Here is a 22,353-nt window from a genome sequence, read left to right as displayed (position 1 = left end):
AAGGACCCGCTGTGACCAGCACCATCATGACCGTGGACGATTCGCCGAGCATGCGGATGCTGCTGCGCGCCGCGCTCACCGATCTTGGCTATCAGGTTCTGGAGGCCGAGGATGGCGTACACGCATTGGAACGCCTGGACGGCGTCCAGCCCGACCTGCTCATCACCGATATCAACATGCCGCGCCTCGACGGCTTTGGCCTGATCGAGCGCGTGCGCGAACAGGACCGCCATCGCAACCTTCCGATCCTCGTGCTGACCACCGAAAGTTCCGACGAGAAGAAGCAGCGCGCGCGCAAAGCCGGGGCGACCGGCTGGATCGTCAAGCCCTTCCATCCCGAAAAGCTGGCCGCGGCGATCCGCCGCGTCCTGCACTGATCCGAACCTCGCAGCAAGGAGCCAATCATGCCCCGTCAGCTCATCACCTTTCAGATCGGCGACCAGGTCCTCGGCGTCGACATCATGGCGATCCGCGAAATCCGCGCATGGTCGCCCGCCACGCCGCTGCCCAACGTCCCGCCGCACGTGCGCGGCGTGGTCAACCTGCGCGGCGTGGTCCTTCCCGTGCTCGACCTTTCGCATCGGCTGGGCTGGGGCATGACCGATCCGTCGGCTCGCCACGTCATCATCGTCGTGCGGATCGGCGAGCAGTTGCAAGGGCTGATCGTCGATGCGGTTAACGACATCGTCACGGTTCCCGACGATGGTATGCAGCCGTTGCCGGACATCGGCGACACGCCCGCCGCCAGTTTCCTGGAAGGGTTGGCGACGATCGATCAGCGGCTGATCCTCATCCTCGCGCTCGAGCGCCTGGCCGAGGGCACCGCGGGTCTCGCCGAAGCCGCATAACGCTTTTCTCGTCTATCGTTTTCGCAAGGATTTGAAGTCATGGCCGCCGCCACCAAGGTTCTCGTCGTCGATGACTCGCTGACGATGCGCGCCCTTCTTTCCGGCGCGCTGGAGCGTATTCCCAATGTCGTCGTCGTCGGCTCCGCCGACGGTGCGGACGAGGCGCGGTCCATGGTCGAAAGCCTGCATCCCGACGTGATGACGCTGGACGTCGAGATGCCGGGCATGAGCGGCCTCGAATATCTGGCGGAGATCATGGAGAAGCGGCCAATGCCCGTGATCATGTTCTCCACCCGCACAGAGGCCGGGGCGGAGGCGTCGATCGAGGCCTTGCGCCTCGGCGCGATAGACTGTTTCCCGAAGCCCAAGGTCGCCGTCGCGGCGGAGTTCGACAAGATCCTCGCCAAGCTTGGCAAGCGGATCAAGGCGGCAAAGGGTGCCAACGTCCGCGGGGCTAGCAAGAAGAAAGCGCAGGCAGCAGCGCCGCTCGACTGGAACGGCCGCCTGCTGGCGATCGGGGGCGAAGCGGCAAGCACCAACGCCATGTTCGACCTCTTCTCGACCTTCCCGGCCAATTGTCCGCCGACCGTCGTCGTCCAGCATCTGGGCGGTGGTCTCGCCGCAACGCTGATCGACAAGATGTCGGCGGAAATCGCACCGCGGATCGTGCTGGCCGAGGATGGCATGACCGTCGAGCAGGGCGTGATCTATCTCGCCGCACCGGGCGATGCGCATGTCGTCGTCGACGGCTGGCCAACGGCCGCCTGCGCATGCTGCCGCGCGATCCGGTCGCCGGCGAGCGACCGTCGATCTCGATCCTGTTCGCCTCGGTCGCCAAGGCCTGCGGAACGGAAGCGATCGGCCTGCTGCTCGGCGCCGACGGCGAGGATGGCGATGCCGGCGTCCGCGCCTTGCAGGCCGGCGGCAGCTACAGCGTCATCCCGATGGAGAACCATGCGCTCGGCTTCACGTTGCAGCGCAAGCTGGCGACACAACCGGTGCCGATGGACCAATTGTCCGCCACCATTCTCAAGCTCTGTTCCCGGTGATCGCAAGCATGGCCCAGCGACTTCGCAGCGGCACGGGGGTTGAGCCAGCGCTCGCGCACGCGCTCGCCGACGGGATGGTGGAGCTGACCGGCCTGCTGTCGGATCTGGCGTACGACCTGGCGTCAGATCCGGACACGCTACGGCGCCATATGCACAGTCTGCAGGCCATCGATCGCATCACCCAGGCACAGCTTGCGATGGCGGATGTGCTGCGCTCCGACGCCAGCAGCGAAGCGCGGCTTGCCGCGATCACGCTGGAGGGACTGTCGCGCGACCTCGCCGCAAAACTCGACGTCTATCGCCTCCCCCCGCCCGCTGAGTGCGCCCAAGTACCCGACAGCGCTTGATTTCATCGTTTCCTTGCCTAATGCCATGCACGAGGGAGGACATGGACATGGGTATGAGCGAGCCTGGCCTGATGGGCGGATCGAGCAAGAATGCCATCGACAACGCAGCCGTACTCATGGCCGGCGCCGCGGACGGTGAGGATGCCCCGCTGATCGCCTTGGCGCGCAGCATCGTCGCGTCACGCCGCAAGCTGGGTGAACGTTTCGATCCGACGCTGTTCGCCAACCCCGGAATGGACATCCTGCTGTTCCTGTTCGCAGAGGGCGTGAACGGCGCGACCGTGACCACCAATGCGTGCTGCAGCGCCGCCGGCGTTCCGCGCACCACCGCGCTGCGCTGGATCAAGCTGTTGCAGGACCGCGGCCTGGTCGAAGGTAGCGATGACGCGACCGACCGCCGGGTCACCATGCTGGGCCTGACGCACCACGGACGAACCACGCTGCGGGAATGGCTCGTCGATATCATCTCCCTGCCGCTCGCCCGCAGCCAGACGCTCGACTGACATCGGGGCTTGGCGTGGGCGGCATCGCCCTCGCCACCCGCGACCGGCTGAAAGCGACCGGCCCTTTGCTTGCGGAGGGGCGGACGGTATCAGTTGCGAACGATCGGATGACGTGCGCGCAGCATGTCCGCGATGCGCTCCACTTCCCCCGTCGCCGCCGCCGTCCCGCTCGGCGTGACGGTCCAGTTGCAATGGGGGTGGGTTTCCACGGGGTAGAGCTTCACATCCCCGACCACGAGGCGCCAATGGCGCCGCGTACCGCCCGCCTCGCGCACGAGGGTGGACAGGAACAGGTCGTGAAGCTCGCCGCTGGTCATAGCCGCGCGACATAGGCGTTGCCGCCAGGATGTCACCCCGCCACGTGCCAAGCTGTTGACATCGGCTCGGCACGGCGGGTTGTGCGACGCCGCGTGAAGCGTCATCGCAGCGCGGTCATGATCGAAATCACGCATCGTCCATCCACCCGGGCCGGGTTGCTGCTCGGCATTGGTGCCTATGCTGCCTGGGGGCTGCTGCCGCTCTATTTCCACCTGCTGGACAACGTGCCGCCGATCCAGATGCTGTCACACCGGGTCGTCTGGTCGCTGATCCTGCTCGTCGCGATCGTCGGTCTGCTCGGCCGCGCGCGTCAGATACTGGGGGTGGCGCGCGGCCGAACGCTGCTCGCGCTGGCGGCCAGCGCCGCGCTGATCGCGGTGAACTGGTTCGTCTACATCTGGGCGGTCGACAATGCGCATCTGGTCGAGGCAAGCCTCGGCTATTTCATCAATCCGCTCGTCAACGTCGCGCTCGGGATGCTGGTTCTCGGCGAGCGTCTGGGCCGGTTGCAGGCGATGGCGATAGCCCTGGCGTCTGCGGGCGTCCTGATCCTCGCGTTCAGCGGGGGCGGTGCTATCTGGATCAGCCTCGTTCTGGCGCTGAGCTTCGGCTTCTATGGCCTAATCCGCAAGGTCGTGGCGATCGATGCGCTCGGCGGCCTGACGGTGGAGACCGCATTGCTCGCACCGCTCGCGCTCGCCGTTCTGCTCACGGCAGGGCATCATGGCAGCGGCGCCTTCGGCCATGGCGGTGCGACCGACTGGCTGCTGATCCTCGCGGGGCCGATCACCGCCGCGCCGCTGCTGATGTTCGCGGCAGGTGCGCGCCGGTTGCGCTATACGACGATGGGCCTCCTGCAATATATCGCCCCGACGCTGCAGTTCCTCGAGGCGGTACTGCTGTTCGACGAGCCTGTCCGGCCCGCGCAACTCGCGACGTTCGCACTGATCTGGAGTGCCTGCGCGCTTTACGCATGGAGCAGCGTCGCCGCCGCGCGGACGGCACGAGCCCGGTCCGCCTGAGAGCCTGATCCGCCGGTCTCGAAGCGGCGCCCGCCCCCGCCCGCTGAAGCGCGCAGACGCGAAGGGCGTCGCCGCCGGTGATCCAGCGTTGCTCGATCAGCCTTTATTCGGCGCGAAGCCGATAGCCGACGCCCAGTTCGTTCGCGATCACGCTGCCGACGGGTTGCGGCGCCTCCAGCTTCTGGCGCAGGTTGCGCACGACGATGCGCAGATATTCGATGCGCGGATCCTCGTCCCCACCCCAGGCGGCGGCGATGATCCGGTCATGCGTCACGACGCGGCCGACATGCCGCGCGAGCACGGCAAGGACATCATATTCCTTGCGCGTCAGATGCAGCTCCTCGCCGTCGCGCGTGACCAGGCGCCGGTCGAGATCGATCGTCAGCGCACCGGCACGTATCGTCTGCGGCGTCTGGCCCATGCCGCCCCGATGCCGTAGCGCGACACGCAGACGCGCAAGCAGCTCGTCGGTGTCGAACGGCTTGGTGACGTAATCCTCGGCGCCAAGGTCGAGCGCGGCGACCTTTTCCTCCGTTGCGTCGCGCGCGGAGACGACGAGCACGACGCGCCCGTCCTTTCCCCGCAGCAGCGGTACCAGCCCCAATCCGTCGCGATCGGGAAGACCGAGGTCGAGCAACACGGCATCGGGATGTTCGGCTGCCGCCAGCGCAAGCGCGTCCCGCCCGTCGCGCGCCTCGACCACCCGATACCCCGCCTGCGCCAGCGTGTTGTGGAGCAGCCGGCGGATCGCGACCTCGTCGTCGACGATCAGGACGGTGGCGGCCATGTCTACAATCCCTCCGGTGTCACGTCGCTGACGATCAGCGGATGCGGGAAGACCAGCGCGAATGCGGCTCCGGTTCCGTCATTGCGATTGCCCGCCTCGACGTCCATCCCCATCGCCTCCGCGAAGGCCTTGACGATGGCGAGGCCGAGGCCGGTACCGCCAACCGCGCGATCGGATCCTTCCAGCCGCCGGAAGGTCTCGAACACCTCCGATTCGCGTCCGGGCGGCAGGCCGGGACCATGGTCGAGCACCGCCAGGCGCAGCACGCCGTAACGATGCCGCCCCTCGATGACGATCGCCGTCCCGGGGTCGGCATAACGGCCCGCATTGTCGAGCAGGTTGAGCAGGCAGTGGTGGAGCAGCTGCGGATCCGCACGGACCAGCGGCAGGTCGGGTGGCACGTCGAGCCGCACCTCGTGCCCCTCCAGCGCCCGGCGCGCGTCGTGGGCGGCGCCCGTGACCGCATCGCCCAGGTCGATCGGCTCGACCCGCAGTTTGAGGGCGCCCGCCTCGACGCGGGCCATGTCGAGCAGATTGGCGACGAAGCGGTTCAGCCGCGCCGCTTCACCTTCGATCGTCGCGACGAGTTCGGCGCTTTCCTCGCGCGCGACGCCCTGACGCAACTGCGCGGCGGCGGCCATCACAGCGGTCAGTGGCGTGCGCAGGTCGTGGCTGACCGACGACAGCAGCGCCGCGCGAAGACGGTCACGCGTGCGCACGGCATCGACGTCGCGGATCTCCACCTCCAGCCGCAGCCGCTCGAGCACCAGCGCGGCCTGGTCGATCAGACCGGTGAGCAGCGGCAGGCGGTCCGCGCGTACCGGCTCGCCGCCGCTGTCGCTCGCAAGGCCGATCACCGCCAGGGTCCGTTCCCCCGCCTTGAGCGGCTGGAACAGCCATTCGGATGCGGCAAGGGTGGCAGAGCCCTTTCCCGCCGGAGCGCCGGTGTCGAAGGCCCAGTTCGCTGCGGCCATGTCCATCGTCTCGAGGCTGTAATCCGCATTGGTCGCCGCCGCGACGGCGAGACCGCCGCCCGACGCCGAAGTCAACAGGACCACCTGCACGTCGAACAGCCGCCGGATGTCGTCACAGATCACGCGTCCCGCTTCCGCCGGATCGTTGATCCCGCCCAGGCGGTGCAGGAATCCGGCGAGCGTCGCATTGGCGCGCGCGCTCGCCGCGGCGAGGTCGGCCTGCCCGCGGACGCGCGAGGTGAGCTGACTGGTGGCGATCGCCACGCCGAGCAGCACGAAGATCGAGACGACGTTTTCGGGATTGCTGACGCTGAGCGTGCCGACGGGGGGAAGGAAGAAGAAATTGTACGCGAGGCTGGAGGCGAGCCCGGCGAACAGGCCGGTACGCAGTCCGTAGAGGCTCGCCGCCGCCATGACCGGCAGAAGATAGAGCAAAGCGACATTGCCGAGATTGAGCACGTGGAACAGCGCGCTCGCCAGCAACGTCACGAGCGCCACGCCGCCCAAGGTCACCGCATAGCCGACGGGCGAGCCCCATGCGCCGCCCGTCCGCGCCGCCCGTTCGCGCCGCGGCGGCTCCCCCTCGACGGGCAGGACGTGGACGGTGACGCCCGGCGTCTCGCGCACGAGCTGATCGACGACGGACCCGTGCCGCAGTTCGAACCACCGCGACCGCTTCGATTTGCCGACGACGAGCTGCGTCGCGCGCGCGTCCGCCAGGAAGTCGCGGATCCCCTCCACGACGGTCGGGGCTGGCACTGTCGCGACCGCCGCGCCGAGCTGGGTGGCCAGCGTCATCGTCGCCGCCAGACGGCGATGCTGCGCCTCGCCGAACTGCGCGGTACGCGGCGTGTCGATGAACAGCGCGGTCCATGGCGCGTGCAGGGCGTCGGCGGCGCGCTTGGCCGCGCGGACCAGCTCGTCGGCACCCGGCAGTTCGCTGACCGCGACGACCAGCCGCTCGCCCCCCGCCCAGGTGCCGCCCACGCCGAGCGAGCGGACATGATCGAGCATCTGCGCGTCCACCGCCTGCGCCGCACGGCGCAGCGCGAGTTCGCGGAGGGCGGACAGATTGGATTTCGAGAAGAAATGCGCCAGCGCGCGGGTCGCCTCCTGCGGCAGGTAGACCTTGCCCGCCTTCAGGCGCTCGATCAGTTCGTCGGGCGGGATGTCGACGACCTCGATCTCCGCCGCTTCGAGAATGCGGTCGGGGACCGTCTCGCGCACGCGGACCCGCGTGAAGCTGGCGACGACGTCGTTGAGGCTTTCGACGTGCTGGATGTTGACGGTGGTGTAGACGTCGATGCCCGCCGCGAGCAATTCCTCGACATCCTGGTAGCGCTTGGGATGCCGGCTGCCCGGCGCGTTGGTGTGCGCGAGTTCGTCGACCAGGGCGAGGCGCGGTCCACGCGCGAGAACCGCATCGATATCCATCTCGTACAGCGTGCGCCCCTCGTAAGGGACGGCGCGGCGCGGCACGACCTCCTGCCCGCGCACCAGCGCCTCGGTCTCGACACGGCCGTGCGTCTCGACCACCGCCACGACGACGTCGACGCCGTCGCGCCGACGGGCGGCGCCTTCCGACAGCATCTCGAACGTCTTGCCGACGCCGGGCGCGGCGCCGAGAAATATCTTCAGGCGCCCGCGCCCTTCCTGCGCGGCCGCGCGCAGCAGGGCATCGGGATCGGGACGCGTGTCGTCCCCCGCCATCAGCGCGCCGCCATCATCATTGCGTCATCCGATCCAGCGCGCGGTTGAGCGCGAGCACGTTGACGTGCGGGTCGCCGAAAAGCGACTCCCCCGTGTTCGTCGCGATCAGGGCGGCGACCTTCGCGACCGGCAGCCCGCGCACGCGCGCGATCCGCGGCACCTGCGCCTCGGCGGCGGCGGGCGAGAGATCCGGATCCAGTCCGGAGCCGCTTGCGGTGACGAGGTCGGCCGGCATCGTGCCGACCACGCCTTCGCCACGACGCTTGGCGACATCCGCCTTGACGCGGTCGGCGAGCGCCTGGCTCGTCGGACCGTAGTTGGAGCCCGAGGAGGCGAGCCCGTCATATCCCTTGCCCGCGGCGGATGGGCGCGTCTGGAAATACCGGTCGGAGACGAACGCTTGTCCGACCACCGACGAACCGATCACCCGGCCTCCGGCATCGCGGACGAGGCTGCCATTGGCCTGGTCGGGAAAGATCGTCTGGCCGATGCCGGTCATGGCGAACGGATAGACCAGCCCGAGCAGGATCGCGAACAGGATCGTCATCGCGATCGCGGGCCGAAAGGCGGAAACGAGGTCTTGGTTCATAACTCTTCTCCTTCAGGTCCCTCCCTTTGGTGGGGAGGGGTCGGGGTGGGGGAGACATGGCCGCCGGTTGTTGCGGCGCTCGCCCCACCCCCATTCCCCTCCCCGAAGGGCAGGGGCTTCCGACGGTTACGCCAGACCCAGTCCGGTCACGGCGATATCGATGATCTTGATGCCGACGAACGGCGCGACGAGACCGCCCAGGCCATAGATCGCGAGGTTGCGCGCGAGCAGCGGCCCCGCCCCCATCGGCTTGTACGCCACGCCCTTCAGCGCCAGCGGCACGAGCAGCGGAATGATCAGCGCGTTGAAGATGATCGCGCTGAGGATCGCCGATTGCGGCGTCGCCAGTCCCATCACGTTGAGCACCCCCAGCCCCGGATAGAGCGCCACGAACATCGCCGGGATGATCGCGAAATATTTCGCCACGTCATTGGCTACCGAGAAGGTGGTGAGCGCGCCGCGGGTCATCAGCAACTGCTTGCCCAGGCCGACCACCTCGATCAGCTTGGTCGGATCGCTGTCGAGATCGACCATGTTGCCCGCCTCGCGCGCCGCCTGCGTGCCGGTGTTCATCGCCACGCCGACATCCGCCTGCGCCAGCGCGGGCGCGTCGTTGGTACCGTCGCCGCACATCGCGACGAGCTTGCCGCCCTGCTGCTCCTCGCGGATCAGCGCGAGCTTGTCCTCCGGCGTCGCCTGCGCGAGGAAGTCGTCGACGCCCGCCTCGGCCGCGATCGCGGCGGCAGTCAGCGGGTTGTCGCCGGTGATCATCACCGTGCGGATGCCCATGCGCCGCAATTCGCCGAATCGCTCGCGGATGCCGGCCTTGACGACGTCCTTGAGGAAGATCGCGCCGAGCAGCCGTCCGTCCTGCGCCACCGCCAGCGGCGTGCCGCCGGCGCGGGCGATCTCGTCGGTGATGCGCCGCAACTCGGTCGCCGCCGCCGTTTCGCCGAGCCCGGCATTGGCACGCAGGATCGAATCGACCGCGCCCTTCTGGATCAGCGAACCGCCGATCCGCACGCCGGAAATGCGCGTCTGTGCCGTGAACGGAATGATCTCCGCCTCCGCCGGCAGTTGCGCCGTCGTCACCCGGAACCTGTCGCGGGCGAGCGCTACGATCGAGCGTCCCTCCGGCGTCTCGTCGGCAAGGCTGGCGAGCAGCGCGGCCTCGGCCAGCTCGGCCTCGCCGGTGCCGCCGACGCAGCGGAACTCGCTCGCCTGCCGGTCGCCGATCGTGATGGTGCCCGTCTTGTCGAGCAGCAGCACGTCGACGTCGCCCGCCGCCTCCACCGCGCGGCCCGACTTGGCGAGCACGTTGAACCGCACCAGCCGATCCATGCCGGCGATGCCGATCGCCGACAGCAGGGCCGCGATCGTCGTCGGGATCAGCGTGATCAGCAGCGCCGCGAGGATCGCGACCGGGATGCTGCCGCCGGCGTATTTGGCGAAGGCGGGGATCGTGCCGACGGCGATCAGGAAGATGATCGTCAGGCCGACGAGCAGGATGGTCAGCGCGATCTCGTTGGGCGTCTTCTGCCGCTCGGCACCTTCGACCAGCGCGATCATGCGATCGAGGAAGCCCTGTCCGGGATTGACCGTGACGCGCACGCGGATCTCGTCGGAGATGACGCGCGTGCCGGCGGTCACGGCCGAGCGGTCGCCGCCCGCCTCGCGGATCACCGGCGCGCTTTCGCCGGTGATCGCCGCCTCGTTGACGCTGGCCACGCCCGCCACGACCTCGCCGTCGGACGGGATCAGGTCCCCGGTCTCGACGAGCACGACGTCGCCGATCCTCAACGCGCTCGCCGGTACGTCCTCGTGCTGGCGGCCGTCGCCCTTGAGCCGCTTGGCGGTCAGCTCCGCCTTGGTCGCGCGCAGCGACGCCGCCTGCGCCTTGCCGCGCCCTTCCGCGAGCGCCTCTGCGAAGGTGCCGAACAGCACCGTGAGCCACAGCCAGACGATCAGTTGCAGCTTGAACCCGATGCCCAGGCCGTCGTGCCCGACGACGAGCAACACGGTCAGCAGCATCGCGACGGCGGCGGTGACGAACATCACCGGATTGCGGATCAGCTCGCGGGGGGAGAGCTTCAGGAAACTCGCCTTGATCGCCGGGACCATCAGGTCGGCGGTGAACAGGCTCTTTGCTTGGGACTGTGCCACGTATCGGCGCTCCCGATCAGAAGAGTTGACCGCGGATCATCGCGAGATGATCGGCGATGGGACCGAGCGCGAGGCTCGGCAGGAAGGTGAGCCCGCCCAGCACCAGCACGATGCCGACGAGCAGGCCGACCCACAGGCCGCCGGTGGTCGGGAACGAGCCCGCCGAGGCCGGCGTGTGCTTCTTGGCGGCGAGGCTGCCGGCGATCGCGAGCATCGGCACGATGATGAAGAACCGGCCGACCCACATGGCGACGCCGAGCAGGCCGTCGTACCAGGGGGTGCTCGCGGTCAGGCCGGCGAAGGCGGAGCCGTTGTTCGCCACCGCGCTGGTGAACGCATAGAGGATTTCGCCGAAGCCGTGCGGCCCCTTGTTGAGCGGACCCGCCAGCCCCTGCGCGGTGACCGCCGACAGGGCCGTCATTCCCAGGATGAACAGCGGCAGCACCGCGATGGCAAGCACGGCGAGCTTGACCTCGCGCGCCTCGATCTTCTTGCCGACATATTCCGGCGTCCGCCCGACCATGAGGCCGGCGACGAACACGGCGAGGATGGCGAACAACAGGAAGCCGTAGATGCCTGCGCCGACGCCGCCGATGACGACTTCGCCGAGCTGCATGTTGAACAGCGGGATCAGGCCACCCAGCGCGGTGAAGCTGTCATGCATCGCATTGACCGCGCCGCACGAGGCCGCCGTGGTGACCGCCGCGAAGAGCGCGCTGGCCGCGACGCCGAAGCGCACTTCTTTGCCCTCCATGTTGACGCCCGGCACACCCAGATGGTGCAGCACGGGGTTGCCCGCCGCTTCCGCCCAATAGGCGACGCTGGCGCCCATCAGGAACAGGATCACCATCGCGGCCAGGATCGCCCAGCCCTGGCGGGTGTTGCCGACCGCCTTGCCGAAGCACCAGGTCAGGCCGAAGCCGATCAGGAAAATCGACAGCATCTGGACGAAATCGACCAGTGCGGTCGGATTTTCGAACGGATGCGCACTATTGGCGTTGAAGAAGCCGCCACCGTTGGTGCCGAGCATCTTGATCGCTTCCTGGCTGGCGACGGGCCCGAGCAGCAGCGACTGCTTGGCACCCTCCAGCGTCTGCACGTCGACGACGCCGCCCATCGTCTGCGGCACGCCGCTCGCGATCAGGAACACGGCATAGACGATCGACAGCGGCAGCAGCAGGTAGAGCGTGACCCGCGTCACATCCGCCCAGAAGTTGCCCAGGCTCCTGCTTTCGCGCCGTGCGAAGCCGCGGAAGAAGGCGAAGGCGAGCGCGATGCCCGTCGCCGCCGACAGGAAGTTGTGGATCGTCAGGCCGAACATCTGGCTGAGGTTCGACATGGTCGATTCGCCGGCATAGCTCTGCCAATTGGTGTTGGTAGTGAAGCTGATCGCCGTGTTGAACGCCAGGTGCGGCGACAGGCCGGCCAGCCCCTGCGGATTGCCGGGCAGCACGCCCTGCAGCCGCAGCACCGCATAGGTCAGCGCCATCAGCATGGCGTTGAACAGCAGCATGTGCAGCGCGTAACGGCGCCAGCCCTGCTGTTCGTCCGGATCGATACCGGCCAGTTTGTAGAAGCCGGTCTCGACCGGCCCCAGAACCACATGGAGCGGCGTGCGCCGCCCCTCGTAAAGCGCGAACAGCCACGCGCCGACCGGCTTGGTCAACGCGATCAGAATCGCGACGAAGCCCAGGATAAGGGCCCATCCCTGGAAGGTCATTCTCCCCTCCCCGTCAGAAACGTTCGGGGCGGATCAGCACCGCCACCAGATAGATGATGAGGCCGAGCGCGGTCAGCGCCGCCAGCCACAGGTCGATGGTCATGGCTATCGCCTCCTCAGGCCGCATCGCACAGCCGGGCGTAGGCGAGCGTCGCCGCCACCAGCCCGACCATGACGAGAATCCAGATCAGATCGTCCATGTCGCGATGCTCCGGTCAGAAGGCCGCGGTCAGCGACACGAGCAGGCGGCTGCCGGCGATCGAGCCGGTGCCGTCCTGCCCCTTGCTGAAGCTCGGCTGGAGGTAGGCGCTGCGATTGCGCGAAATGTCGGTGTCGACCCACGCGAGGCCCAGCGTCAGGTTGCGGTAGGTCGTGTCCGCACCCAGCGACCAGTCCCAATAGCTGCCGGTCGGCGTGACGGCGGTCGCGTTCGGACCCAGGCCGCTCTGCCCCCAGCTGTGGCCGACATGCGCCTTTGCGGTGAACGGCGTGCCGTGGATCGCATAAGCGCCGTCGCCCCACAGGTAGAGATTGTCGCCCTTCGCGCCGGGATGGTCGTACACGCCGGCCGCCGCGCTGGCGCCGTTATCGTACCATTTGCCGATCGCCTGCTGCTTGGGCGCATAGGCGACGCCGGCCAGCAGGGTCGCTGGGCCGACGCTGCCCGACAGCTTGGCATAGGGCTCGGCATAATCAGTCTTGTTGGCGCCGCCGGGGTAGACGTACCAGGTCAGGCCGACGTCGAGCATGCCCGTCGGCGAGACCTTGGTCTTGAAGCCGCCGATCAGATCGAGTTCCATGTTGGCGCCGCCGAACGTGCCCCAGCCCGCGAGGTTCGACGCCCAGGTACCGACATAGAGACCGCTTTCGTGCGCTACGGTGATGCCGGCCTGCACCGCGGGATGGTCGTCCGACTGCGACACGCCGCGGAACCGGTAATCCGAGACGATGGCCGCCGATCCGCTTACGGTAATCGGCGGCGGCGGCGGCGTGTCCGTCTGTGCCCGTGCCGCGACGGGCGCGGCGACCGAAAGGATGCAGGCGACGGGTAGGATAGCTTTCATTCTTGCCCCACGGGACGGCGCTCGCCGACCATCGGGGGCGCCTTTCAGGGCAGGCGATTAGGCACGCGGCGCATAGCAATTCGAGGCCGAAACCCCGGTATCGCATAGTGCCGGCATATAGTCGGCGTTCGGCTATACCGCGGCGTCGCGGATCGTCTCCATCGCCACGAAGGTCGATGTGTTCGCGACATGCGGCAGCGCGGAGATGCGTTCGCCCAGCACCTCGCGATATCGCCGGATGTCGGCGGTGCGCACCTTCAGCAGATAGTCGAAGCTGCTCGCGATCATGTGGCATTCCTCGACCTCCGGAATGCGCAGCACCGCGCGACGGAACTCGTCGAGCGCGGCCTCGCGCGTGTCGGAGAGCTTGACCTCCGTGAAGGCGATATGGTCGAGGCCGAGCCGCGCCGGATCGACCACCGCGCGAAAGCCGAGGATATAGCCGCGGGCGATCAGCCGCCGCATCCTGACCTGGCATGGCGTCTTCGACAGCCCGACGCGCTGCGCGAGCTCGGTGACGGAAATGCGGCCATCGTCACGCAAGACATCGATGATACGCCGATCGAACGAGTCCAAAGGACTGTCCAGGGCTGATTCGCTATCATTTTTGCCTGCCATGGCCCCTCACAACGATGCATACGGATCGTGAGGAAGCAGATAACGGTCTGATCGCCGGCGCGGAAGAGATTATGGGCGGATCATCTGAGAGGATCGATTCCCGCCATGACGACCCAGCCCTTCGCCGCTTTCGCGCCCGCCATCCGTCCGTCGACGCCGCTGCGCGACGCGATCACCGCGGCCTATCGCCGGCCGGAACCGGAATGCCTCGCGCCGCTGCTCGACGCCGCGACGCTGCCCGACGCGATCCGGCACGCCGCGACGGCGACCGCCACCGGCCTCGTCACCGCGCTGCGTGCCAAGCACAAGGGCACGGGCGTCGAGGGACTGGTCCAGGAATATGCCCTGTCCAGCCAGGAGGGCGTGGCGCTGATGTGCCTCGCCGAAGCGCTGCTGCGCATCCCGGACACCGCGACGCGCGACGCACTGATCCGCGACAAGATCGCGGGCGGCGACTGGCGAAGCCATGTCGGCGACGGTCGATCGCTGTTCGTCAACGCGGCGACCTGGGGGCTGGTCGTCACCGGCAAGCTGACCGGCAGCGTCAACGACAGCGGCCTTGGCGCGGCACTGACCCGCCTGATCGCCCGCGCCGGCGAGCCGGTGATCCGCCGCGGCGTCGACATGGCGATGCGGATGATGGGCGAGCAGTTCGTCACCGGCGAGACGATCGCCGAGGCGCTGAAGCGGGCCCGTCCGCTCGAGGCGCGGGGTTTCCGGTACAGCTACGACATGCTCGGCGAAGCGGCCACCACCGCGGCGGACGCGGATCGCTATTATGCCGACTATGAGAATGCGGTGCGGGCGATCGGCGAGGCTGCGGCGGGTCGGGGCATCTATGCCGGCCCGGGCATCTCGATCAAATTGTCCGCTCTCCATCCGCGTTACGTCCGCGCGCAGGCGGATCGCGTCATGGGCGAGCTGCTGCCGCGGGTGAAGGCGCTGGCCGTGCTGGCGAAGGGCTACGACATCGGCTTCAACATCGATGCGGAGGAAGCGGATCGGCTCGAACTGTCGCTCGACCTGCTGGAGAGCCTCGCGACCGATCCCGATCTGGCGGACTGGCACGGGCTCGGCTTCGTGGTCCAGGCCTATGGCAAGCGTTGTCCGTTCGTCATCGACTGGATCGTCGACCTGGCGCGGCGTTCCGACCGTCGCATCATGGTCCGCCTGGTCAAGGGCGCCTATTGGGACGCGGAGATCAAGCGGGCGCAGGTCGACGGCCTTGCCGACTTCCCGGTCTACACCCGCAAGATCCACACCGATGTCGCCTATGTCGCCTGCGCTCGCAAGTTGCTGGCGGCGAAGGACGCGGTCTTCCCGCAATTCGCGACCCACAATGCGCAGACGCTGGCCACCATCTACCACCTGGCGGGCGACGACTTCACCGTCGGCGACTACGAATTCCAGTGCCTGCACGGCATGGGTGAACCGCTTTACGACGAGGTGGTCGGCGCGGAGAAGCTGAACCGGCCGTGCCGCATCTACGCGCCGGTGGGCACGCACGAGACCTTGCTCGCCTATCTCGTCCGCCGCCTGCTCGAGAACGGCGCCAATTCCTCGTTCGTCAACCGCATCGCCGATCCCGAGGTTCCGATCGCCGACCTCGTCGCCGATCCGGTCGAAAGCGTGCGCGCGATGGCGGTGCCGGGCCAGAAGAACCCGCATATCGCGCTGCCCCGCGATCTCTACGGCACGCGCGTCAATTCCGCGGGGCTCGATCTCAGCGACGAGCGCACGCTGGCGATGCTGGCGGAGACGATGGCCGCCGCCGGTCCCTGGGAAGCGGGGGTCGACGGCACGCCGCGCGACGTCCTCAACCCCGCCGATCATCGCGACCGCGTCGGACTGGTCCGCGAACTGTCGCCCGAGCAGGCGCGCGCCGCCGCGCACGTCGCGGCAGCGGCCGCGCCGGGCTGGGCGGCGACGGCACCGAGCGCGCGTGCCGCGATCCTCGACCGCGCGGCAGACGCGATGCAGGCGCGCATGCCTGAACTGCTGGCGCTGCTCGTGCGCGAGGCGGGCAAGTCGCTGGCCAACGCGATCGCGGAAGTGCGCGAGGCGATCGATTTCCTGCGCTATTATGCCGAGCAGGCGCGGACCACATTGGGCGCGGGCCATATGCCGCTTGGTGTCGTCACCTGCATCAGCCCGTGGAATTTCCCGCTCGCGATCTTCATCGGCCAGGTCGCCGCGGCGCTGGTCGCCGGCAACGCCGTTCTCGCCAAGCCGGCGGAGGAGACGCCGCTGATCGCCGCGCAGGGCATCGACCTGCTGCACCAGGCGGGGGTACCGATCGACGTGCTGCAGTTCGTGCCCGGCGATGGTTCGATCGGCGCGGCGCTGGTCGCGGCGCCCGAAACCATGGCGGTGATGTTCACCGGCTCCACCGAAGTCGCGCGCCTGATCCAGAAGGAGCTCGCCAGGCGCCTGTCGCCCGCCGGCACGCCGATCCCGCTGATCGCGGAGACCGGCGGCCAGAATGCGATGATCGTCGATTCCTCCGCGCTCGCCGAGCAGGTGGTGGCGGACGTCATCGCCTCTGCCTTCGACAGCGCCGGCCAGCGCTGCTCGGCGTTGCGCGTGCTGTGCCTGCAGGAAGAGGTCGCCGACCGGACGCTGGCGATGGTCAAGGGCGCGCTGCACGAGCTGTCGATCGGCCGCACCGACGCGCTGAAGACCGACATCGGCCCCGTCATCACCGCCGAGGCGCAGACGAACATCGAGGCGCATATCGCCGCGATGCGCGCATCCGGCCACCACGTCGAGCAGCTCCCGCTCGCCGGCGACACCGCGCACGGCACGTTCGTCGCGCCGACGATCATCGAGCTTGGCGACATCGGCGAGTTGAAGCGCGAGGTCTTCGGGCCGGTGCTCCACGTCGTCCGCTTCCGCCGTGCCGAGCTCGACCGGCTGATCGATCGGATCAACGCGACGGGCTACGGCCTCACCTTTGGCCTGCACACGCGCCTCGACGAAACGATCGCGCACGTCACCAGCCGGGTGAAGGCAGGCAATCTCTACATCAACCGCAACGTGATCGGCGCGGTGGTCGGCGTGCAGCCGTTCGGCGGACGCGGATTGTCCGGCACGGGACCGAAGGCGGGTGGACCGCTCTACCTGGGCCGCCTGGTCGCGGGAGCGCCGCTGCCGCCGCCCATCGCGAGCGACCATGCCGATCCCGCGGCGCGCGACTTCGCCGTGTGGCTGGAGGAGCGCGGCGATGTCGCGGGCGCACGGCAGGTCCGCGACGCAATCGCCGCGTCGCTGCTCGGGGCCCAGACGGAGCTGGAAGGACCCGTGGGCGAGACCAACGTCTATGCGCTGCATCCGCGCGGCCGGGTGCTGCTGATGCCCCAGACCCGCGCGGGTCTGGTCGAGCAGCTCGGCGCGGCCCTGGCGGGCGGCAACGACCCGGTGGTCGTCGCCGAAGACGACCTGCGCTCGGCGCTGCAGCCGTTGCCCGACAGCGTCGCCCACCGGCTGCGCTGGTCGCGCGACTGGCGGCGCGAAAGCGCCTATGCCGGCGCGCTGATCGAGGGCGACGCCGCCACCGTCGCCGAGGCGCTGGCGGCACTGGCGGAGCTTCCCGGGCCGATCGTGCTGCCGCAGGCGTCCGGCGCGGGCTATCGCCTCGACTGGCTGGTCGAGGAGGTGTCGACGTCGATCAACACCACCGCGGCGGGCGGCAACGCCAGCCTGATGGTCCTGCCGACCAGCTGATCGTTCAGACCGGTATCGCGGCGGCCGCGATCGCGCCGCCGCGAACGGTACACCAGGCCAGGCTGCCGCCTTCCGCCGAGGCGGCCGCGAAGGCCAAGCCGCCGAGCGCGCGTGTCTCGATCGCCTCCGCCGCGATGCGCGACGCGATGCCGAGGCGCTTGGCGTGCGCCTCCTTCGTCACCCAGCGGGCAAGCGCCTGATCTTCGCGCATCGCCACCCGTTCGGCGATGGTGAAGGCATCGGGCGGCGGGGGCGGCGCATCCAGCGGTTCGACGTCGACGCCGATCCCGATCCGCGCCACCCCGATCAGCGCGAGCGGCCAGCGGCCGGCGACGCTGACATGCCAGCCGTCGGGTGCGATGACGATCGGCGCGCCGGCCTCGTTCCGCGCGATGCGCACCAGATCCGGGTGTACCCCGGCCATCCGTGCGATCAGCGCCTTGGCCAGCCGCCGCCGGAGCGCACGCATCGCCGCCTGCGGCCGGTCCGCCAGGTCGGCGAGATCCTGCGCCGACACGGCCGCGCGCCTGGCGTCCGCCGCCGTTTGCGCGTCGTCCAGCCGCAGCAACCACGCCACCGGCCCGTGCCCCGCCGGGATCGCCGCGAGCGGCCCGGTCGCCCAGGCGGGCTCCGTCATCCGTTGCGGACGAGTCGTGCGGGCGAACCCTCCCACGACGTGCCCGGCGGCAACGTCTCTCCCTTCATCACCACCGACAGATCGCCGAGCTGCGCGTCTTCGCCGATCTCGGCATCGTAGAGGACGATCGCATAGGACCCGATCGTCGCCCGGTCGCGCACGCTGACCCCGCTCACCTTCATCACGCGATCCTCGAACAGGTGCGTCTGCAACCCGGCGAAATCGTTGAGCGCGACATCGTCGCCGATATCGACCAGATCGTGTTCGGTGACGTCGGTAGTGTCCATGTAGCAGCGCTTGCCGATCCGGCATCCCAGCAGTCGCAGATAGGCGGGCAGCCACGGTGTGCCGCGCAACGGCTCCAGCAGGTTCGGCACGGCAAGATTCTCGTAGGTCGCGGTGACCAGCTCCGTCCGCCACACGAAGGTGCTCCACAGGGGCGCGGTCGTCTGGCGATAGCGGCCGACCACCAGCCACTTGAGCAGCACCACGGACAGGCCGCACGCCAGCGCGAAGCCGATGTAGAGGAACGGAAAGGTCAGCGGCACCAGCCAGGCGCCGTTGCCCAGGTCGTCGATCGTCCCGACCGCCGACAGCAACAGGCTGAAGAAGGCGAGGAACAGCGTCAGCGACAGGGTGACGCGGACATATTCGATGCCGAGGCGCGTCGCGACCAGCCGGCGCCCCGGATTGAAGCGCGCGCCTTCGTCGAACAGCCCGACCGTCTGCCGGACCGGCAGCGAGATCGGCGGCGAGCCGAACCAGGTGCCGTCCGGCTTCTCGGCGCCGCCGTCCGCGGGAGGTTTGGAGAGCACGCCGATCAGCACGCCGTCGCCGACACTGGCCCCCGTCGGCAGCAACGCGGAATTGCCGATGAAGCTGCGTCGACCGATGCGGGTATGGGCAAGCCGGATCGCGCCGGGCTCGACGCGCGCCGCCCCGAACAGCACCGCATCCGCGATGAAGCTTTCCGCGCCGATGTCGACGAGATCCGGGACGATCGCCGCCGCGGTCGATATCTCGGCGCGCTTGCCGACCTTCACGCCCAGCGCGCGATACCAGGGCACGACATAGAGCGTCGCATAGATCGGATGCAGCAGGCGCAGCGCCAGGTCGTTGACCTGCTGCACGAACCAGAAGCGCACGTAGAACCAGCTGTGGATGGGGTAGCGACCCGGCCGCACCCGTCCGAGGAACAGCCGTTTCGCCGCCACCGTCAGCACGCACATCAGGATGACGTAGGTGATGGCAAGCGCGGGTGCGAGCAGCAAATAGGTGTAGCTCTCGCTGCGCCAGTCGAGCTCGATGAGCGTGACGAGGCCCGGCGCGATCGGGAGGATCGCGACCAGCGGCAGCAGCAAGGCGCCCAGCGCGAGCGCGAGGCCGACGGCGAGGCGGCGCGTACCGCTGGCCGGCGGCGCCGCCTGCGTGGCGACCATCCCGTGCGAGGTCGCGGGCGAACCGCTCCAGCACTCGCCCGCCGGCACCTGCGTCCCTACCGGCAGCGCGGACAGATCCTCCAGCTGGGCTCCCGCACCGATCGCGCAGTCGCGTCCGACCACGGCCATCGATCCCACGAACGCACGATCGCCGATGCGCGCGGTGCCGAGGCGGAGCAGCCCCCGCTCGACGGAGGTCGTGGCGAGCATCGCATAGTCGCTGACGATCGCGCCCTCGCCGATCGTCACCAGATCGGCCGCGTCGATGTTGCCGCGGCCGATGAACGCATCCTTGCCCACCTTCGCGCCCAGCAGCCGGTAATAGGCGCGGATCATCGGCGTACCCGCAAGATAGGGCGTCGCGATCACCTCCGAGAAGCGGCGCACGAACCACCAGCGCAGGTAATAGCTGCCCCACAGCGGATAGTCGCCCGCGCGGAAGCGGCCGATCACCAGCCATTTGATCAGGATGGAGGCGAGCATCGCCAGCGGGGGGATGAAGACGAAGCTGAAGCCGCTGAGCAGCAGTGCCGGCACGCGGTCGACCTGATCGGCGAGGCGCGTATAGGCGATATAGGGGAAGAACCACTGCAATCCGGCCACCGCATAAATGGGCAGCAGCAGCAGCGTCTGCGCGGCGTAGCAGAGCCACCGCTTCGCATCGGCGATGCGGTGGAACGGTTCCTCGGGGGCGGCGGCGGCCAGGCCGTTACCGTCCAGCCGCGCGGCGAGCGCGCGGATCGTCGGGGCCGCGTACAGGTCCTGGATGGACACGCCGGCAAGTCCGGGTGCCTTGCGGATCGCGGAGACGAGCCGCGCTGCCTTGAGTGAATGGCCGCCCAGATCCTCGAACAGATCGTCGGTCACGCCGACCTTCTGCGGCGCGAAGGCCTCCGCCCAGATCGCCTGGAGCGTCTCCTCCAGCGGCGTCGCGGGCGCGACGGCCTCGCGCGTCTCGTCGGCGACGACGACCGGGCGCACCAGCGCCTTGCGATCCACCTTGCCCGAGGCGGGCAGCGTCGGCAGCGCATCGAGGCGCTGATAGGCAGCGGGGCGCATGTAGACGGGCAGCCGGTCGCGCACGCGGGCGCGGACCGCGTCCATGTCGATCGTCGCGTCGCCACGCGCGACGAGGAAGGCGGCCAGGAATTCCGCGCCGTCCTCGTCCTTGAACAGATGCACGACCGCCTGCGCCACGGCGGGATCGTCGGCGATCACCGCCTCGATCTCGCCCAGCTCGACGCGGAACCCGCGGATCTTCACCTGCGTGTCGATGCGGCCGATGAAGTCGATGTCGCCGACGGCATCCAGCCGCACGAGGTCGCCCGAACGATAGACCAGCGCGGACTTGCCGTCGGGTCCGGCGAAGGGCGTCGTCACGAACTTGTCGGCGGTGAGGTCGGGCCGGTTGACGTAGCCCGCGCCGACGCCGGGGCCGCCGATGACCAGTTCGCCCTCCGTCCCCGCGTCGACCGGCCACAGCTTTTCGTCGACGATCCACGCGGTATAGCCGGGCAGCGGCCGGCCGATGGTGACGCGGCGCCCCGGTTGCACCTCGGTCCAGGTCGCCGTCACCGTCGTTTCGGTCGGCCCATAGGTGTTGAGCATCCGCAGGCCCGGCCGCGACCAGCGATCGACGAGGTCGGGCGGACAGGCCTCGCCCCCGAGGTTGAGCAGGCGCAGCGAGGGCATCGGCGTCTCGACCAGCGTCAGCAGCGACGGCACGACGTGCCAGATCGTCACGCCCTCGCGCGCCAGCACCTCCGCCATGTCGGGCCCCGCCTTGGCGAGCGCCTCGTCCGCGACGAGCAGTTCGGCACCGACGAAGAAGGCGCTCCACATCGTCTCCACCGACATGTCGAACGCCAGGCTGAAGCCGCCGAAAACCTTGTCGCTTTCCTCCAGCGCCAGGATCGCACTTTCGGACCGTACCAGGTGGCAGGCATTGGCCTGGGTGATCATCACGCCCTTCGGCCGGCCCGTCGTGCCGGAGGTGTAGATGATATAGGCGAGGTCGCCGGGCTCCGCGCCGGTGTCGGCGCGCGTCAGCGGCGTCGCGTCGAGCGCGGCGAGATCGCCTAGCGTCTCGTCGACGACGAGCGTTCGCCGCGGCATCGCGCCTGCCCGGTCGCTGTCCGTGACGATCAGCGCGGCGTCGCTGTCCTCGGCGATGAAATCGATGCGATCCTGCGGATAGGTCCAGTCGACGGGAACGTAACAGGCGCCCGCCCATAGCGTACCCAGGATCGCCATATACTGGTCGAGCCCGCGCGGCAGGCAGATGACCACGCGGTCGCCACGGCCGACGCCGAGGGCACGCAGCTGTCGTGCGAAGCGCACCGCCCGGTCGCGCAACTCGACATAGCTGAGCGCCGTCCGCCGCTCGCTCTCGGGATCGTCGACGAGCATCCGCGTCGCGCAGTTGCGTGCGAACCGCCGGACGGCCGCCTCGAAAAGCTCCTGCAGAAGCTCGTCGCGCGCATAAGGCTCCTCCTCGCGCAACGCGGCGAGCGGCGCGATCGGCGCGAACACGGTCGGATGATCGGTGTTGATCACGGGCGCCGGCGCATCCTCGAACCTGTCACTCATCGATACGCCTCGTCCATCACCGGCTGCCCTCGGCGGCAACCCTTCACTCGATCCTCCTACAGGAACAAACGACGCCTGGATCAAGCTCCGATCCGACGCGAATGTCCGAAATCGGTCGCCTCGCGGCTTGCGCGTGCGACACGGGGTCGCCGCCGTCCTCTCTGGCTGGCCCCCGATCGGACCCGCCATTTGCCGCGTTGACACCTGGGCCACCGGCGCAAATAGCTGGTGTCAAAGCGAAACGACGGGAATT

Annotated in this window: 18 protein-coding genes and 1 pseudogene; 8 read left to right on the top strand and 11 right to left on the bottom strand. The window is 68.8% G+C overall.

The genetic code is table 11. The features are described from left to right. The first annotated feature begins 11 nt into the window (after positions 1 to 11). The 6 genes and pseudogenes from IQ292_RS05715 to IQ292_RS05695 all read left to right on the top strand — a co-directional run bounded on the left by IQ292_RS05715 (position 12) and on the right by IQ292_RS05695 (position 2,747). The gene (locus tag IQ292_RS05715; RefSeq protein WP_203309322.1) at positions 12 to 377 is read left to right on the top strand and encodes a response regulator; all 366 of its coding nucleotides are present in this window, start codon (positions 12 to 14) and stop codon (positions 375 to 377) included. 27 nt (positions 378 to 404) lie between these two features. After that, positions 405 to 848 carry a chemotaxis protein CheW gene (locus tag IQ292_RS05710; protein WP_203309321.1) on the top strand — a complete coding sequence of 148 codons (444 nt, stop codon included), beginning with the start codon at positions 405 to 407 and terminating at the stop codon, positions 846 to 848. Between the two features lie 39 nt (positions 849 to 887). Next, a pseudogene (locus IQ292_RS17775) lies at positions 888 to 1,559 on the top strand (response regulator); the annotation flags it as partial. A 59-nt stretch (positions 1,560 to 1,618) separates the two neighbouring features. Beyond that, positions 1,619 to 1,897: a chemotaxis protein CheB gene (locus IQ292_RS17620; RefSeq protein WP_238940853.1), complete on the top strand. Its 279-nt coding sequence runs from the start codon at positions 1,619 to 1,621 to the stop codon at positions 1,895 to 1,897. Positions 1,898 to 1,905: 8 nt separating this feature from the next. Then, complete coding sequence (locus IQ292_RS05700; protein ID WP_203309320.1) at positions 1,906 to 2,244, top strand: hypothetical protein; 339 nt, start codon at positions 1,906 to 1,908, stop codon at positions 2,242 to 2,244. A 71-nt stretch (positions 2,245 to 2,315) separates the two neighbouring features. Continuing rightward, the gene (locus tag IQ292_RS05695; protein ID WP_203309319.1) at positions 2,316 to 2,747 is read left to right on the top strand and encodes a helix-turn-helix domain-containing protein; all 432 of its coding nucleotides are present in this window, start codon (positions 2,316 to 2,318) and stop codon (positions 2,745 to 2,747) included. Positions 2,748 to 2,836: 89 nt separating this feature from the next. On the opposite strand, the gene IQ292_RS05690 is transcribed toward IQ292_RS05695, so the two are convergent. Beyond that, a complete protein-coding gene (locus IQ292_RS05690) occupies positions 2,837 to 3,064 on the bottom strand; it encodes a hypothetical protein (RefSeq protein WP_203309318.1) in 228 nt (75 codons plus the stop codon). A gap of 117 nt (positions 3,065 to 3,181) precedes the next feature. Here IQ292_RS05690 and rarD point away from each other — a divergent pair, with 117 nt between their 5' ends. Next, positions 3,182 to 4,087, top strand: coding sequence for an EamA family transporter RarD (gene rarD / locus IQ292_RS05685; RefSeq protein ID WP_203309317.1), 906 nt, complete (start codon positions 3,182 to 3,184; stop codon positions 4,085 to 4,087). Positions 4,088 to 4,190: 103 nt separating this feature from the next. Here the strand turns inward: rarD and IQ292_RS05680 are convergent, their stop codons facing one another. The 8 genes from IQ292_RS05680 to IQ292_RS05645 all read right to left on the bottom strand — a co-directional run bounded on the left by IQ292_RS05680 (position 4,191) and on the right by IQ292_RS05645 (position 13,712). Next, positions 4,191 to 4,874 carry a response regulator transcription factor gene (locus tag IQ292_RS05680; protein WP_203309316.1) on the bottom strand — a complete coding sequence of 228 codons (684 nt, stop codon included), beginning with the start codon at positions 4,872 to 4,874 and terminating at the stop codon, positions 4,191 to 4,193. Between the two features lie 2 nt (positions 4,875 to 4,876). Further along, complete coding sequence (locus IQ292_RS05675) at positions 4,877 to 7,558, bottom strand: sensor histidine kinase (RefSeq protein ID WP_203309315.1); 2,682 nt, start codon at positions 7,556 to 7,558, stop codon at positions 4,877 to 4,879. Positions 7,559 to 7,574: 16 nt separating this feature from the next. Further along, positions 7,575 to 8,147 carry a potassium-transporting ATPase subunit KdpC gene (gene kdpC / locus IQ292_RS05670; RefSeq protein ID WP_203309314.1) on the bottom strand — a complete coding sequence of 191 codons (573 nt, stop codon included), beginning with the start codon at positions 8,145 to 8,147 and terminating at the stop codon, positions 7,575 to 7,577. Between the two features lie 126 nt (positions 8,148 to 8,273). Continuing rightward, complete coding sequence (gene kdpB / locus IQ292_RS05665; RefSeq protein WP_203309313.1) at positions 8,274 to 10,310, bottom strand: potassium-transporting ATPase subunit KdpB; 2,037 nt, start codon at positions 10,308 to 10,310, stop codon at positions 8,274 to 8,276. A 16-nt stretch (positions 10,311 to 10,326) separates the two neighbouring features. Continuing rightward, positions 10,327 to 12,030, bottom strand: coding sequence for a potassium-transporting ATPase subunit KdpA (gene kdpA / locus IQ292_RS05660; protein ID WP_203309312.1), 1,704 nt, complete (start codon positions 12,028 to 12,030; stop codon positions 10,327 to 10,329). A gap of 13 nt (positions 12,031 to 12,043) precedes the next feature. Then, positions 12,044 to 12,133 carry a K(+)-transporting ATPase subunit F gene (gene kdpF / locus IQ292_RS05655; protein WP_203309311.1) on the bottom strand — a complete coding sequence of 30 codons (90 nt, stop codon included), beginning with the start codon at positions 12,131 to 12,133 and terminating at the stop codon, positions 12,044 to 12,046. Positions 12,134 to 12,245: 112 nt separating this feature from the next. Continuing rightward, positions 12,246 to 13,094, bottom strand: coding sequence for a TorF family putative porin (locus IQ292_RS05650; protein WP_203309310.1), 849 nt, complete (start codon positions 13,092 to 13,094; stop codon positions 12,246 to 12,248). Between the two features lie 132 nt (positions 13,095 to 13,226). Further along, a complete protein-coding gene (locus IQ292_RS05645) occupies positions 13,227 to 13,712 on the bottom strand; it encodes an Lrp/AsnC family transcriptional regulator (RefSeq protein ID WP_203309309.1) in 486 nt (161 codons plus the stop codon). A 105-nt stretch (positions 13,713 to 13,817) separates the two neighbouring features. On the opposite strand from IQ292_RS05645, the gene putA reads away from it, so the two are divergent. After that, the gene (gene putA, locus IQ292_RS05640; RefSeq protein ID WP_203309308.1) at positions 13,818 to 17,435 is read left to right on the top strand and encodes a trifunctional transcriptional regulator/proline dehydrogenase/L-glutamate gamma-semialdehyde dehydrogenase; all 3,618 of its coding nucleotides are present in this window, start codon (positions 13,818 to 13,820) and stop codon (positions 17,433 to 17,435) included. Positions 17,436 to 17,439: 4 nt separating this feature from the next. Here putA and IQ292_RS05635 read toward each other — a convergent pair whose 3' ends face one another. Then, positions 17,440 to 18,072: a 4'-phosphopantetheinyl transferase family protein gene (locus IQ292_RS05635; protein WP_203309307.1), complete on the bottom strand. Its 633-nt coding sequence runs from the start codon at positions 18,070 to 18,072 to the stop codon at positions 17,440 to 17,442. Continuing rightward, complete coding sequence (locus IQ292_RS05630; protein WP_203309306.1) at positions 18,069 to 22,100, bottom strand: Pls/PosA family non-ribosomal peptide synthetase; 4,032 nt, start codon at positions 22,098 to 22,100, stop codon at positions 18,069 to 18,071. Before IQ292_RS05630 ends, IQ292_RS05635 begins: the two co-directional genes overlap by 4 nt. Positions 22,101 to 22,353 lie beyond the last annotated feature (253 nt).

The sequence above is a fragment of the Sphingomonas beigongshangi genome (assembly GCF_016820445.1).
Taxonomy (GTDB): domain Bacteria; phylum Pseudomonadota; class Alphaproteobacteria; order Sphingomonadales; family Sphingomonadaceae; genus Sphingomonas; species Sphingomonas beigongshangi.
This window is presented reverse-complemented; position numbering and strand designations above follow the sequence as displayed.

Bases quoted from the DNA above. Each gene is read 5' to 3' on its own strand.
- IQ292_RS05635 (WP_203309307.1), bottom strand. From the start codon at position 18,072: ATGACGGAGCCCGCCTGGGCGACCGGGCCGCTCGCGGCGATCCCGGCG.
- IQ292_RS17620 (WP_238940853.1), top strand. From the start codon at position 1,619: ATGCTGCCGCGCGATCCGGTCGCCGGCGAGCGACCGTCGATCTCGATC.
- IQ292_RS05700 (WP_203309320.1), top strand. From the start codon at position 1,906: ATGGCCCAGCGACTTCGCAGCGGCACGGGGGTTGAGCCAGCGCTCGCG.
- IQ292_RS05650 (WP_203309310.1), bottom strand. From the start codon at position 13,094: ATGAAAGCTATCCTACCCGTCGCCTGCATCCTTTCGGTCGCCGCGCCC.
- IQ292_RS05645 (WP_203309309.1), bottom strand. From the start codon at position 13,712: ATGGCAGGCAAAAATGATAGCGAATCAGCCCTGGACAGTCCTTTGGAC.
- IQ292_RS05710 (WP_203309321.1), top strand. From the start codon at position 405: ATGCCCCGTCAGCTCATCACCTTTCAGATCGGCGACCAGGTCCTCGGC.
- kdpF (WP_203309311.1), bottom strand. From the start codon at position 12,133: ATGACCATCGACCTGTGGCTGGCGGCGCTGACCGCGCTCGGCCTCATC.
- IQ292_RS05630 (WP_203309306.1), bottom strand. From the start codon at position 22,100: ATGAGTGACAGGTTCGAGGATGCGCCGGCGCCCGTGATCAACACCGAT.
- IQ292_RS05690 (WP_203309318.1), bottom strand. From the start codon at position 3,064: ATGACCAGCGGCGAGCTTCACGACCTGTTCCTGTCCACCCTCGTGCGC.
- rarD (WP_203309317.1), top strand. From the start codon at position 3,182: ATGATCGAAATCACGCATCGTCCATCCACCCGGGCCGGGTTGCTGCTC.
- kdpC (WP_203309314.1), bottom strand. From the start codon at position 8,147: ATGAACCAAGACCTCGTTTCCGCCTTTCGGCCCGCGATCGCGATGACG.
- putA (WP_203309308.1), top strand. From the start codon at position 13,818: ATGACGACCCAGCCCTTCGCCGCTTTCGCGCCCGCCATCCGTCCGTCG.
- kdpA (WP_203309312.1), bottom strand. From the start codon at position 12,030: ATGACCTTCCAGGGATGGGCCCTTATCCTGGGCTTCGTCGCGATTCTG.
- IQ292_RS05680 (WP_203309316.1), bottom strand. From the start codon at position 4,874: ATGGCCGCCACCGTCCTGATCGTCGACGACGAGGTCGCGATCCGCCGG.
- IQ292_RS05695 (WP_203309319.1), top strand. From the start codon at position 2,316: ATGGGCGGATCGAGCAAGAATGCCATCGACAACGCAGCCGTACTCATG.
- IQ292_RS05675 (WP_203309315.1), bottom strand. From the start codon at position 7,558: ATGGCGGGGGACGACACGCGTCCCGATCCCGATGCCCTGCTGCGCGCG.